The organism is Streptomyces sp. NBC_00988 (assembly GCF_045162645.1).
Taxonomy (GTDB): domain Bacteria; phylum Actinomycetota; class Actinomycetes; order Streptomycetales; family Streptomycetaceae; genus Streptomyces.
The window spans coordinates 5,772,165-5,784,936 of the sequence record NZ_CP108730.1 but is presented as its reverse complement, the minus strand read 5'-3'; the positions used below and the strand labels follow the sequence as shown (position 1 = coordinate 5,784,936).

The 12,772-nt window shown below is 72.2% G+C and carries 12 protein-coding genes; 7 read left to right on the top strand and 5 right to left on the bottom strand.

Annotated features, from left to right (window positions below; all coding sequences use genetic code 11):
* Window positions 1-25: 25 nt before the first annotated feature.
* Window positions 26-706, bottom strand: a complete 681-nt coding sequence (locus tag OG496_RS26285) for a hypothetical protein (RefSeq protein ID WP_405972628.1) — start codon at window positions 704-706, stop codon at window positions 26-28.
* A 44-nt stretch (window positions 707-750) separates the two neighbouring features.
* Between OG496_RS26285 and OG496_RS26280 the strand changes: the two genes are divergently transcribed.
* Window positions 751-1,431, top strand: coding sequence for a maleylpyruvate isomerase family mycothiol-dependent enzyme (locus OG496_RS26280; RefSeq protein ID WP_405972627.1), 681 nt, complete (start codon window positions 751-753; stop codon window positions 1,429-1,431).
* 125 nt (window positions 1,432-1,556) lie between these two features.
* Complete coding sequence (locus tag OG496_RS26275; RefSeq protein ID WP_405972626.1) at window positions 1,557-2,249, top strand: copper homeostasis protein CutC; 693 nt, start codon at window positions 1,557-1,559, stop codon at window positions 2,247-2,249.
* Between the two features lie 14 nt (window positions 2,250-2,263).
* Here OG496_RS26275 and OG496_RS26270 read toward each other — a convergent pair whose 3' ends face one another.
* Window positions 2,264-4,303 (bottom strand): HelD family protein, encoded by a 2,040-nt coding sequence (locus OG496_RS26270; RefSeq protein ID WP_405972625.1) that lies wholly within the window; start codon window positions 4,301-4,303, stop codon window positions 2,264-2,266.
* Between the two features lie 270 nt (window positions 4,304-4,573).
* Here OG496_RS26270 and OG496_RS26265 point away from each other — a divergent pair, with 270 nt between their 5' ends.
* Window positions 4,574-4,756 (top strand): hypothetical protein, encoded by a 183-nt coding sequence (locus OG496_RS26265; RefSeq protein WP_318017052.1) that lies wholly within the window; start codon window positions 4,574-4,576, stop codon window positions 4,754-4,756.
* 50 nt (window positions 4,757-4,806) lie between these two features.
* On the opposite strand, the gene OG496_RS26260 is transcribed toward OG496_RS26265, so the two are convergent.
* Window positions 4,807-6,450: a DNA repair helicase XPB gene (locus tag OG496_RS26260; protein WP_366496783.1), complete on the bottom strand. Its 1,644-nt coding sequence runs from the start codon at window positions 6,448-6,450 to the stop codon at window positions 4,807-4,809.
* A 135-nt stretch (window positions 6,451-6,585) separates the two neighbouring features.
* Here OG496_RS26260 and OG496_RS26255 point away from each other — a divergent pair, with 135 nt between their 5' ends.
* Window positions 6,586-7,089: an NUDIX hydrolase gene (locus OG496_RS26255; protein WP_405972624.1), complete on the top strand. Its 504-nt coding sequence runs from the start codon at window positions 6,586-6,588 to the stop codon at window positions 7,087-7,089.
* Between the two features lie 9 nt (window positions 7,090-7,098).
* Here the strand turns inward: OG496_RS26255 and OG496_RS26250 are convergent, their stop codons facing one another.
* Complete coding sequence (locus OG496_RS26250; protein ID WP_405972623.1) at window positions 7,099-9,912, bottom strand: helicase-associated domain-containing protein; 2,814 nt, start codon at window positions 9,910-9,912, stop codon at window positions 7,099-7,101.
* 352 nt (window positions 9,913-10,264) lie between these two features.
* Here OG496_RS26250 and OG496_RS26245 point away from each other — a divergent pair, with 352 nt between their 5' ends.
* Both OG496_RS26245 and OG496_RS26240 read left to right on the top strand, forming a co-directional pair.
* Complete coding sequence (locus tag OG496_RS26245) at window positions 10,265-11,272, top strand: hypothetical protein (protein WP_405972622.1); 1,008 nt, start codon at window positions 10,265-10,267, stop codon at window positions 11,270-11,272.
* A gap of 60 nt (window positions 11,273-11,332) precedes the next feature.
* Window positions 11,333-11,998: a haloacid dehalogenase-like hydrolase gene (locus tag OG496_RS26240; protein ID WP_366496787.1), complete on the top strand. Its 666-nt coding sequence runs from the start codon at window positions 11,333-11,335 to the stop codon at window positions 11,996-11,998.
* Here OG496_RS26240 and OG496_RS26235 read toward each other — a convergent pair.
* Complete coding sequence (locus tag OG496_RS26235) at window positions 11,977-12,225, bottom strand: hypothetical protein (protein WP_327403192.1); 249 nt, start codon at window positions 12,223-12,225, stop codon at window positions 11,977-11,979. The two genes, OG496_RS26240 and OG496_RS26235, sit on opposite strands and share 22 nt — an antisense overlap.
* A 151-nt stretch (window positions 12,226-12,376) precedes the next feature.
* Between OG496_RS26235 and OG496_RS26230 the strand changes: the two genes are divergently transcribed.
* The gene (locus OG496_RS26230) at window positions 12,377-12,760 is read left to right on the top strand and encodes a cold-shock protein (protein ID WP_019057239.1); all 384 of its coding nucleotides are present in this window, start codon (window positions 12,377-12,379) and stop codon (window positions 12,758-12,760) included.
* Window positions 12,761-12,772 lie beyond the last annotated feature (12 nt).

The following is a 12,772-nucleotide window of genomic DNA, read 5'->3' as shown; positions in this document are numbered from 1 at the left end:
GGGCGGCGCCCGGCGCCCGCCGTGATCAAGGTGCCAGCAGCTCCAGCTCCGCCGCCAGGTTGTAGCGCGCCGTGGCCTCCCATTCCGCGGCCCCGTACGGCGTCCTGAACAGCCGTGGCAGGGCCAGGAGTTGGCGCAGGATCGCCGAACGGCCGTCCCGGAAGGCGTCGTTGGGGACGAAGTGGTACTCCTCGCGGACGGCCGCGGTGTAGGCGGCGTACGCCGACGGCGGCGCGGCCAGGATCGCGAGGTCGGCGTCGCACAGGACCTGGCCGTCGCGGTCGTCGTCGGCGGGGTCGTGCGTGACGGTGAGCCGTACCAACCGGGCGACTTCCACGACCCGGTCCTCCGGCACGCCCGCCTCCGCCAGCGCCCGCTCGGCGAGCCGCGCGGACCGTTCCTCGTTCTCGGAACGGTCCGGGAGGTAGACCGCGTCGTGGAACCAGGCCGCGAGCCGTACGACGTCCGGGTCGGCGGCGTGCTTCTCCAGCACGTCGATGTGGTCGAGGACCGAGGTGAGGTGCGTGAGCGTGTGGTAGTGCCGCTGCGGCTCCTGCCAGCGGGCGAGGAGATTCTCGGCGTACGGCGAAGGGTCCGGACAGGCGTCGGGACCGCTGTCGGGACCGCCGTCGGGTGCGTGGGCGGGCGTGCGGGCGCCTTCGAGGGCGCGGGTCCAGCGGGCGCGGAGGGCGTCGAGATCGGCCATGCCCCTTATTTTCCTCCCGCGGCCGCGCCCCTAGCGTGGAACGCATGACTTACGCCGACACAGCACACGACGTACGTGACCCCGAACTGCCGGGCCGCCTCCTGGCCACCGAGCGCGACGCCCTGATCCCGCTGCTCCGCTCCCGCCCCGACGAGGACTTCGCACTGGCGACCCTCGCGTGTCCGGGGTGGACCGTGCGGGATGTGCTCGCGCACTGTTCGGCCGCGCTGACGCGGGTGGTGGAGCGCCGGTTCGAGAAGGGCGTGTTCTCGCCGGAGGCCAACGACCGGGACATCGCGGAGCGGGCCGACTGGACGAACGCGCGGGTCGTCGACGAACTGGAGCGGGGCATGACCGAGGCCGGCGCGGCGATCGCCCGCGCGGGCGGCGTGCTGGACATGGTCGCGCTCGGCGAGTGGGTGCACGCCGGGGACGTACGGGACGTTCTCGGCGTGCCCGGCGCCTATGGGGGCCAGGGGCTGGGGTCCGCTCTAACCCTTCTCGGCCTCGTGACCCGTCAGAAAAACCACCGGCCTCTGCACGCCGACCTCGACGACCTGGACGATCCGCTGCGGCTGGGCGACCTGTCGGGCGAGCTGACCCCGGCGCGCTACATCGGCGACGCGCCCACGCTCGTGCGCCTGTACTCGGGCCGTCCGGTGCCGGACGGGGTGGCGTACGAGCTGGCGGGCGCGAAGGCGGAGGAGCTGAACATCTTCGGATGACGGTCGGTGTGACGGTGTGCCGGGGACTCGCCGAGGGGGTGATCTCGCGGCCCCCTGACCTCCCGCGTACCCTGAGATTGGACTAGACCTGTAGCCGCTCCAGGGAACACGACGGAAGGGGTCCTATGAGCACGCGTGCAGTCCTGGAGGTGATCGCCCTCGGCGCCGAGGACGCGATCGCCGCCCAGGCCGGAGGCGCGGACCGTCTCGAACTGGTCACCGACATGGCGGCCGACGGACTCACCCCGCCGGTGGAGACCTTCGCCGCGATCCGCGCCGCCGTCGACATCGACCTGCGCGTGATGCTGCGCCTCGCGGACGGGTTCGCCGCGGGCGACGTGGACCGGCTCGTCCGGGTCGCGGGGGAGCTGCGGACCGCCGGTGCCGACCAGTTCGTGCTCGGGTTCCTCGACCCGGACGGCTGCGTCGACCTGGACGCGGTGGAGCGGGTCGTCGCCGAACTGGACGGCTGCGCCTGGACGTTCCACCGCGCGATCGACCGCGCCGCCGACCGCGACGCCCTGCGCAAACAACTCGCCGACCTGCCGGGCCTGGACGCCTACCTCACCGCCGGCTCGGCGGACGGCGTCGACGACGGCCTCCCCACACTGCTCCGCGAGGCGGCACTGCGCGGGGAACCCGGCTACGAACAGCGCATCCTGGTCGGCGGCGGCCTGCGCCTCGACCACGTACCGACCCTGCTCGCCGCCGGGGTCGACGCCTTCCACATCGGCGGGGCCGCCCGTCCGGAGGGCTGGGAGCGGCCGGTGTCGGCGACGGCGGTGGGCGAGTGGCGGGCGGTGCTCGACCGAGCCTGAACCACCCTCTCGACTCAGGCGAGTTGGGACGGCAGCGGAGCCGCGTGCGTGACGATCAGACCCGACACCGCTCGGGTCAGAGCCACGTACAGCCGCCGCAGGCCGGTGCGTTCGTCCGGTTCACCGTCGACCACGGCCTGCGGCTCGTCGAGCACCACGTAGTCGTACTCCAGCCCCTTCGCGAGTGACGCCGGGACGAGAGTCAGACGGGTGTCCACGGTCGTCTCCTCACCCGGGTCGATGTAGCCGATGCCCGCCGTCGTCAGGGCCTCCGCCAACTCGGGGATGCGGGCGTCGGCCGCGATCAGTCCCGTCGACCCCTCGTTGCGCAGCAACTCCTCGCAGGCCGCGACCACTTCGGCGGTGTCGGCGATGGAGCGGAGGTCGAAGAAGCCCGGGTTCTCACGGACGGAGGCGACGGGTGTGAGCCCCGGGGCGATGTGGGGGAGGAGCCGGGAGGCGTACGTGATGACGTCCGTCGGCACACGGAAACCGGCCGTCAACTCCTCGATCACGCCGTCGGATTTTCCGAGGTGGGCCAGCGCCTCGTCCCAACTCCGCGTCGCCCAGGGCGTGGTGCCCTGCGCCAGATCGCCGAGGACGGTCGCGGAACCGGTGGTGCAGCGGCGGCCCACGGCCCGGTACTGCATCGGGGAGAGGTCCTGCGCCTCGTCGAGCACGACATGCCCGAGCGAGTGCGTCCGCTGCACGAGGTCGGTCGCCTCGTCGATCAACACGGCATCCGAGGCTGACCACTTGGCGGCCTTCACGCTCCGCACCGCCTTCGCCCAGAGGATCGTCTTCTGCTCGTCCTCGTCGAGGATCCCGTCCGCGTGCTCGGCGAGGAAGTCCGCGTCGCTGAGCAGCCGCAGCACGAGTTTCGCGGGCTCGACCGGCGGCCACACCGCCTTGACGGCCGCCTTCACCGCCGTGTTGCGGGCCACGGCGTCCTGCACCCGGTCGTCCGGCGCCTCCCCGGACCGCTCCATCTGCACCAGCACGGCATGCGCGATGCGCTGCGGAAGGGCCTCGCGGGCGGCGCCGTAGCGGATGTCGCGGTCGAGCAACTCCCGCGTGATGGCTTCGAGTTCGTACGCCGGGACCCGCCAGCGGCGTGAGCCGCGCACCACCATCACCGGCTCGGTGGGCAGGGTGACGTGCGCGTAGATCGCCCTCCGCAGGACCTCGGCCATGCGGGCGTCGCCCTTGATGACGGCGGCCGGTGCCTCGTCCGTGCCGCGTACCTCGACGTGCGCGACCAGGTCGTCGACCGTGCCCTGGCGGACCGTCAACTCGCCGAGCGCGGGCAGGACTTGCTCGATGTAGTGCAGGAAGGACTTGTTCGGCCCGATGACGAGGGTGCCGGTCCGGGCGAGCCGCTCGCGGTGGGCGTAGAGGAGATAGGCGACCCGGTGCAGCCCGACGGCGGTCTTCCCGGTCCCGGGCCCGCCCTGCACGCACACCGTCCCGCCGAGTCCGGACCGTACGATCTCGTCCTGCTCGGGCTGGATGGTCGCGACGATGTCGCGCATCGGGCCCACGCGCGGGCGCTCGATCTCCTGCTGGAGCAGCTTGCTGGTGGCCGCCGCCTCGGCCGGGTCCATGAGGTGCTCGTCCTCGTACGCCGTGAGGTCGCCGCCCGTGTAACCGAAGCGGCGGCGCAGCGAGATGTCCAACGGGTCCTTCTTGGACGCCCGGTAGAACGGCTGCGAGACCGGCGCACGCCAGTCGATGACCATCGGGTCGCCGCCGGCGTCGTGCACATGCCGGCGCCCGATGTAGAACTGCTCGCCCTCCGCGCCCTCGGCCTGCTCGGCGCCGGGGGAGTGCAGGTAGTTCAGCCGGCCGAAGAACAACGGGGTGTCGCTCAGGTCGGCCAGCGCCTTGATGCGGTCGTCGATCTGGCGGGCGAGGACCTCGGCGTTGACCCAGTTCGCCGTGACGTCCTTGATGTCGAGCGACTCGACGTCCTCGCGCATGGCGCGCAGCGCGGAACGGGAGGAGGCCAGGTGCGAGCGTTCGCGGGCGAGCGGATCGTCGGTGGGCGTGGACAAGGGGGTGCCTCCGGATGGCCTGCTGATGCGGCTGCTGGGTGGGATACCGACCGGTTTCCGTCCGGGCGGCGGCACTCCCTGCGGGGAGGCGGGCAAGAGCGGAGATTCTAGTGAGGCGGGCCTGGCGAGGGCCAATCGTTTTTCATCCCCTAGGGGACACCCCCTCCACCCAGGAGGGGAACGGGTCCGCCCGGAGGCGTACACGGGCGGCCCGCAGGTTGGCTCTCTGGACCGATGCCGACCTTATGTCCCAAGACGCACCATGGAGACATGAGCGCAGCAACCATCACCCCGGTCCCCGTCCGCCCGTCCGGTGCCACACCGGTCGCCGGCGGCAGCCACCCCCATCGCCTCGGCAATGCCCTGCGCGCGATAAAAGTGTTCGCGGGCGCCGCGTTCAGCGTGGTCGTCCTCGGCGAGTACGGCGAGGAAGCGGGCGTTCGCCGTAAGTGACCATCGGCTCCGCCCGCTTCATCCGCTTCACCCGCGCTTCACCGTGATGCTCAGTTCTCCGCGAGGATCTCGTCCGCGTCCATGATCCGGTAGGCGTACCCCTGTTCGGCGAGGAAGCGCTGGCGGTGGGCGGCGAAGTCCTGGTCGATCGTGTCGCGCGCGACGACGGAGTAGAAGTGGGCCTGGTGCCCGTCGGCCTTCGGCCGCAGTACGCGGCCCAGACGCTGAGCTTCCTCCTGGCGGGAGCCGAACGTTCCGGACACCTGGATGGCGACGGTCGCCTCCGGCAGGTCGATGGAGAAGTTCGCGACCTTGGACACGACGAGGACGCTGATCTCACCCTCGCGGAAGGCCCCGAAGAGCTTCTCGCGCTGCGCGTTGGAGGTCTCGCCCTTGATCACGGGCGCGTTCAAGTGCTCGCCCAGCTCGTCGAGTTGGTCGATGTACTGCCCGATGACGAGGATCTGCTGACCCGCGAAGCGCCGCACGATCGCCTCCGTGACCTTCCGCTTCGTCGCGGTGGTCGCACAGAAGCGGTACTTCTCCTCGGCCTCGGCGGTGGCGTACGCGAGCCGCTCGGACTCCGTGAGATTGACCCGCACCTCGACACAGTCGGCGGGCGCGATGTAGCCCTGCGCCTCGATCTCCTTCCACGGCGCGTCGAACCGCTTCGGCCCGATGAGGGAGAACACGTCCGACTCCCGGCCGTCCTCCCGCACGAGGGTCGCGGTGAGCCCGAGCCGCCGCCGCGCCTGCAGATCCGCCGTGAACTTGAAGACGGGCGCGGGCAGCAGATGCACCTCGTCGTAGAGGATGAGCCCCCAGTCCCGGGAGTCGAAGAGCTCCAGGTGGGGGTAGATCCCCTTCCGCCGCGTGGTCAGCACCTGGTAGGTGGCGATGGTGACGGGCCGGATCTCCTTCCGCGTCCCGCTGTACTCGCCGATCTCCTCCTCGGTCAGCGAGGTCCGCTTGATCAGCTCGTGCTTCCACTGCCGGGCGGAGACGGTGTTGGTGACGAGGATCAGCGTGGTCGACTTGGCCTGCGCCATGGCCCCCGCGCCGACGAGAGTCTTCCCCGCCCCACAGGGCAGCACGACGACACCACTGCCACCGTGCCAGAAGTTCTCCACGGCCTGCTTCTGATACGGCCGCAGCGCCCACCCGTCCTCGTCCAGCTCGATCGGGTGCGCCTCGCCGTCGACGTACCCGGCGAGGTCCTCGGCCGGCCAGCCCAGCTTCAGCAGCACCTGCTTGATCTGCCCGCGCTCGGAGGGGTGCACGGCGACCGTGTCGGGGTCGAGCCGGTTGCCGACGAGCGGGGCGACCCGCTTCGACCGCAGGATCTCCTCCAGCACGGGCCGGTCGGTGGTGGTGAGCACGAGCCCGTGAGCGGGGTGCTTGCTCAGCGTCAGCCGGCCGTAGCGGTCCATGGTCTCGGCGATGTCCACGAGCAGCGCGTGCGGCACGGGATACCGGCTGTACTCCACGAGCGCGTCCACGACCTGCTCGGCGTCGTGCCCGGCGGCCCGCGCGTTCCACAGCCCCAGCGGCGTCACCCGGTACGTGTGGATGTGCTCGGGTGCCCGCTCCAGCTCGGCGAACGGCGCGATGGCGCGCCGGCACTCGTCTGCGCGCTCGTGATCGACCTCAAGGAGAAGGGTCTTGTCGGACTGGACGATGAGGGGGCCATTCACGCGCGACTGCCTTTCTGCGGGGCTCGCCGGGCCTGGAGGACTCGGGACGGCCAAACGTCCAGTGTGCACTACCGTCCGATGATCACGGCTGGTCTCTGTGAGGGTGGGGCCGGCGGAGAGCTGAGGGTGGGGGCCGTGGGCGAACTGGTGGACAGGGTGGACGAACAGGACCGGATACTCGGTCCGGTGGACCGGGGCGAGGCCATCAAGCACCACTGGCTGCACCGCGTCGCGACGATCGTCTGCCGGGACGGGGAGGGCCGCGTCCTGGTGCACCGGCGGGCGGCGGACATGTCCCGGTTCCCGGGGCAGTACAACTTCATGGTCGGCGGCGCGGCGGAGGCCGGGGAGTCCTACGAGGAGGCGGCGGCCCGCGAACTCACCGAGGAACTCGGGGTGCGGGTGCCGGTCCTGTTCGCCTTCAAGTTCCTGTGCCGGGGCGCGATCAGCCCGTACTGGCTAGGCATTCATGAAGCAGTGGTCGATGAGGACATCACCCCCGACCCGGACGAGATCGCCTGGCACGCGTGGGTCACGGAGGACGAGCTGCGGGAGATGGCGCGGCGCCCGACGTTCGTGGCGGACGCGGTCGAGGCGCTGGACCGCTACCTGAACCGGGACGCCCGACCCGCTGCCTGACCCGGGACCTCAGTCCTCGGCCAGCTCCGCCACCCCCGTCACCCGGTGCAGCGGATACGTCCGTACCTCGTCCGCCGTGTGGTCGTACGCCGTGACGAAGCCGCCCTCCACGCGGATGGGGGCGATGACGCGCTGGCTCGCGGCGCCCTCGGCGTTGACGTAGCCGATCCAGAGGGTGTCGCCGGTGAGGACGGCGGCCTGCACGGTGGCGAGGGTCTCGGCGGAACTGGTGCGGGGGAGGTCACCGGTGGGCGAAGGGGTCGTCTTCAGGGGCGTCGTGGAGGCGCGGTCGCCCGCCCTGATCGCGCGGATCGCCGCCGACAGGAGGGTCGTGTCCGGGGTCGGCGGGCCGTCCGGTACCGGTTCCGGGGCTGTGCGGGGCGGGGTGCGGCGGGCGTGGGCCCGGGTGATGACGACATCGCCCTCCGCGGACTCGGCGGCCGGCGCGAAGCCCATCGCGCGCAGCCCGTCGAGGAGAGCGGCCGGGTCGGCCTGGGCCGCCAGCACGGTCGGCGCGAGGCGGCGCAGACGCAGGCCCGCCGACCGTTTGTCGGCCAGGATCTCGCTGAGCACCGCGTCGTCGTCGCAGCGTACGTACGCCGAGGCCGCGCCGATCCGGAGGTGCCCGTGCCTGCGGGCCACGTCGTCGATCAGGTAGGCGAGGGGCTGCGGGACCGGCGTACGGGAGTGCGCGGTGAGGAAGTCGTGCAGGTCGGAGGCGGACCGCCCCGCGTCCAGCGCGCGGCGCACCGACCCCGGCGTGAAGCGGTAGACCGTCGCCCCGCCCTTCGACTCCACGTCCGCGAGCACGTCCAGCATGTCCGCCAACGGCCGTTCCAACGGGCCCGGCGCCACCGCCGTCAGGTCCGCCTGGAGGAGGACGTGGTCCAACGGCTCGGGGAGGAGCGGGGCGAGGAGCCGAGCGGCGGCGGCACTTGCGGCGGCCTGCTCGGCGGGGGAGAGGGGTTCCGGGGGAGCGGGCGGGCGGTGGTGGTGATGGACGGGGAGCTTGTCACCAGGGCCGGAAGAGCCGGAAGAGCTGGAGGGTGCGGAAGGGCCGGAGAGGGCGGAAGGGCCGGAAGGGCTGGAGGGGGCGTAGGGATCGGAGGGGGTTGAGAGATCAGAGGGGCTGGAGGCACCGGAGGAGCCTGCCGCCACAAGCCTGCTGCCCCCGCCCGCTGCACCCCTGCCGCCTCTGCCCGCTGCAACCCCGCCGCCCTCGCCCTCCGCGCCTCTGCCACTGCCACCTGCCACCGCACCCCGAGGCCCCAACAACGCGCGCCCCTGTGCCGACAAGGCCCCCCGCCCCGTCACCCCCAACATCTCCGCCTCGCTCAACGTCCACCGAGCAAGGCGACTGCGCAGATCGTCATCCCCCTGAGCACCCCCCTGCGCACCCGCCTGGGCACCCGCACCCTCTGTACTCCCTGCGCTCCCTGCACTCCCCGTACTCCGTTGCGCACCCCCCGCCCCCCGAACCGGCCGCTCCCACCGCAACCGGGCCAGCACGGACTCGGCGGACGGCGAGGCGCCCTCGGGCAACCCGGCGAGCAGGCCCAGTACCCGGTGCCGTACCTCCGGAGCCGCCGACCGATCCAGCCCAGGCCCCAGCGCGGACAACGTCCGTTCCTTCGCGTCCCGCCCCCCGACCAGTCCCGACGTCCGGGTCGCCGTGAGCCACGCCTCCGCGAGCCGGGCCCAGCGCTGCGCGGCGGGCAGCTCCAGCCACTCGTCGTGGGCCGGGGTCGCCGCGTACCGTTCGTCGGCGTCACCGTCGGAGGCCAACAGGCCCGCCGCATAAGCGAGTTCGACCCAGAACGCGGCGACCGGCTCCGCCACGTCCAGCGCAACCGCCGTCCGCTTCAGATCACGGACGCTGAGCCCGCCCGCCCGCATGACGGTCGGCCCGCCCTCGTCCCAGTCCTTCAGCAGCTCCTCGACCGTCGCGAGCGCGGTGTACGCCTGCCCGGCCGCCGTCGTGTCCACAACCTGTGGACGGTGCGTCGCCTTGGCCTCGACCGCCGGCGCCACCGGCTCCGTCTCGCGGTGCGCGCGCCCGGCCCGCAGATGCAGGGCAACTTCACGCGGCAGTACGACAGTTCCGGGCGCGGTAGGCAGCAACAGCCCCCGGTCGATGAGCCAGCGCAACCGGGCTGCGGGCTCGGCGGTCACCTGCCCGTAGGGCGGCCCCCAGACCAACCTGTTCAGCACCTCCAGGGACTCCGCGGGAGCGCGCCCGAGCAGCGCCTTCATCCGCCGCCGACCAGTGAACAGCTTGGTCAGTGCCGCCACCGCAGACACGGAGTCATGCGTGGAGGGCAGCCCGGCGGCCGTCACGATCTCCTGAATACGCCCCGGCGACATCCCCGCCGTGGCCTCCGCGACCGTAGGCCCGAGGCCGGTCGGCGACGGATGCTGCGGCGACGGCGCCAGCAGCTTACGCGCCGTCCGCACCAGCCGCAGCCGGTCGTCCGCACCCCACACCAGCGCCTGCTCGCGCAGGGTCCCGAGGGCGCGCGGCAGCGCGTGCACGACGGCGGCGTCGCGCGCGTCGCCCGCCATCAGCCCGAGCAACTCGTCGTACGACGCCGGGTCCGCCGCCACGGCCAGCGCCTCCGCCGTCTGCAGCGCGAAACGGTCCAGCCGCTCCAGCGCCCGGACGACCGACCCGCGCGTACCGGCCCGGGTCGCGAGCTGGGTGAGGTCGGTGGGCACGGGTGTGATGAGGTCGGGGCGGCTGCGCAGCAGCGCGGCCAGGGACGCGTCGTCCCTGGTTCGGAGTGCCTCCGCGAGCGAACGGGGCGGCGTGGCCGGGGTGCTCATCCGACCCACGGTAGCGGGTACGGCGACCGGACCGCCGCCGCCCACCCGACAGCCCCCGCCCGACAACGCCCCACACCCGCGTCCGAGGGCACCTGCGCGGGGGCGGCGATCGTCTCCTCCCCGCCCGCCGAGACCGTCCCGCTCGCCCACGGCGGCCACCCCCTCCCCGGTCGGGGCCCGTGCGCGTACCGCGATCGCATCCCGCCCGGCCCGCGGACACCCCGCCCCCGTACAGCGCCCGCCCTCCCCCGGCCCCACCGTGCACCCCCGATGCGCGGGCCGACACGAGTCCCGACCTGCGCTACGGTCGTTCCGGCGGGGTATCCAACGCACCCGCCCCGGAGGGGACTTCGTGGGTATCGAGAGCGACCAGGTCGTCTACGAGTATCTGAGCCGCGTCGGTGACGTGGCGCAGCAACGGCAGCTGCCCTCGGTCACGCGCATGCGGCTCGTGTCCGAGCTGCGCAACGAGATCGACCGGCGGCGTGCCGGGTCCACCGTCGACACACCGGCCGCCGTCCAGCGCATCCTCAAGGGCCTCGGCACCCCGGACGAGATCGTCTCCGCGGCAGGCACCGGCGCCGGCGTCCCCCGGGCACCCGCCACCTCCGTCCCCGTACAGCGCGACCACGAGGACGATCTACGGCCGAAGGGCCTGCGCCGGGTCGTACCGCTGCCGCGCACCCGCCTCACCAAAGCCGCACCCGCACCTGAGCCCGAGCCCGACAACTCCGCCTCCGCACCGCACCTCGCGAGCGCGTCCGACCTCGGCGCGAGCGTCCTGCAGCCCGACTGGTGGCGGCCGGAGAACGGCAACGGGTTCGCGCTCGGCGACAGCGTGCCCGGGTTCACCGGCGGGGTCGAGATCCCCGAACTCCTCAAGCCCCCGCCGCCGAAGGAGCCCCCGAAGGAGCTCGCGAAGGAGACGCCGAAGGCACCGGATCCGGTGGCCGCACCGGTGATCGAGCAGGCGGCGGAAACCCCGGCCCGCCGGCGCCGCATGATCCCGCGCCTTCCGACCGGGCGCTGGTCCAACCCCCTCCTGCTGATCGCCGCCGCGCTGCTTGTCGTAGGCGCCGTACTGGGCAACTGGTTCGCCCTGCTGCTCGGTTGGCTCATCGCGTACGCGTCCCGGCGGCTGTCCGACGCCGAGACGAAGGCGGCGGTGATCGGCCTGCCGACGGCGGCCGTCGCGGCCGGCATCGTCTGGCTGTGGGGCAGGAACGAGGGCCGTTGGGGCACCCCCATCGCCCAGGGTCACATGAGCGACGCGATCGCGGAGACCTGGCCGTGGGTGGTGCGGGGGGCGGCGGTGGCGTCGGCGCTGTACCTGGTGTGGCGGTCGCAGCGGCAGAGGTAGGGCAGTAGGGGATCAGAGCGCCCGGTGGGATTGTCGTAGCGACTGGGCACAATGGCCCATATGACCTCGCACGCTCAGAGCAGTGACCAGCCCACCACCCCGCCCACCCCGCCCGCCCTGACCGTCGGCTTCGATCTCGACATGACCCTCATCGACTCCCGGCCCGGGATCCACGCCGCCATGCTGGCGCTGGCGGAGCGGACGGGGACGTACATCGACGCCGATCTGGCCATCACCCGGCTCGGGCCGCCGCTCGGGGACGAGTTGATCAACTGGTTCCCGGCGGACGAGGTGCCCGCCGTGGCGGACCTGTACCGCGAGATGTACCCGTCGTTCGCCGTCGCCGCGACCCCCGCGATGCCCGGCGCCCCCGAGGCGATCGCGGCCGTGCGGGCGGCCGGTGGACGGGCCATCGTCGTCACCGCGAAGTACGAGCCCAACGCGAAGCTGCACCTCGCCCACCTCGGCATCGACGCCGACGCCGTGATCGGCAACCTGTGGGCCGAGCAGAAGGCGGAGGCACTGCGCGAGGAGGGCGCGAGCGTCTACGTCGGCGACCATGTCGGCGACGTGCGCGGCGCCCGTACCGCCGAGGCCCTGTCGGTCGCGGTGGCGACCGGACCGTGCGACGCGGACGAACTGCGCGCCGCCGGGGCGGACGTGGTCCTCGGCGACCTCACCGAGTTCCCGCGATGGCTTTCGGACTACCTTTCGGCGCGCGCCTGACGGCGGCCCGCGGCGACCGACTGGAGCACACCTCCGGCGGCCAGCAGGAATCCGACGCCCATGAGCATGCTCAAGAGGTACATGTACGTCGGAAAAGGCGTCGTGTGGAGCAACAGCGGTACCACGGTGACGAGTGTGGCCACCGCGCCGATGAAAAAGACGATGGCACCGGCACGGATCAGTCGGTCACCGGCCGCGGCGGAATTCGTTTGGGTTTTGTCACGCACCGGACCAGGGTAGTTCCCAGCGCGAAGGAACAAGCGGGCGACGTCTTGTCACCGGCCTGAAGACCATTAGCCTTGGTACCGGCGGGTCCCGACGACCCGCCGGTGTGTTATCCAGTGCAGTTTTCCGACGAGTACGAGGACGAGGACAGACGTGCCTACCGGCAAGGTCAAGTGGTTCAACAGCGAGAAGGGCTTCGGCTTTCTCTCCCGTGACGACGGCGGTGACGTCTTCGTCCATTCCTCGGTTCTGCCCGCCGGAGTTGATGCCCTGAAGCCCGGACAGCGCGTGGAGTTCGGGGTCGTCGCCGGTCAGCGCGGCGACCAGGCCCTCTCGGTGACCCTGCTCGACCCGACCCCGTCGGTCGCGGCGGCCCAGCGCAAGAAGCCGGACGAACTGGCCTCCATCGTCCAGGACTTGACGACCCTCCTCGAAAACATCACGCCGATGCTGGAACGCGGCCGCTATCCCGACAAGCCCGCGGGCGCGAAGATCGCGGGCCTGTTGCGAGCGGTCGCCGACCAGTTGGACGTGTAGAAGTCCGGGAGA

Excerpts from the sequence above, each read along its gene's own strand:
- OG496_RS26280 (WP_405972627.1), top strand. The coding sequence starts at position 751 with ATGACTTACGCCGACACAGCACACGACGTACGTGACCCCGAACTGCCG.
- OG496_RS26250 (WP_405972623.1), bottom strand. The coding sequence starts at position 9,912 with ATGAGCACCCCGGCCACGCCGCCCCGTTCGCTCGCGGAGGCACTCCGA.
- OG496_RS26275 (WP_405972626.1), top strand. The coding sequence starts at position 1,557 with ATGAGCACGCGTGCAGTCCTGGAGGTGATCGCCCTCGGCGCCGAGGAC.
- OG496_RS26240 (WP_366496787.1), top strand. The coding sequence starts at position 11,333 with ATGACCTCGCACGCTCAGAGCAGTGACCAGCCCACCACCCCGCCCACC.
- OG496_RS26285 (WP_405972628.1), bottom strand. The coding sequence starts at position 706 with ATGGCCGATCTCGACGCCCTCCGCGCCCGCTGGACCCGCGCCCTCGAA.
- OG496_RS26265 (WP_318017052.1), top strand. The coding sequence starts at position 4,574 with ATGAGCGCAGCAACCATCACCCCGGTCCCCGTCCGCCCGTCCGGTGCC.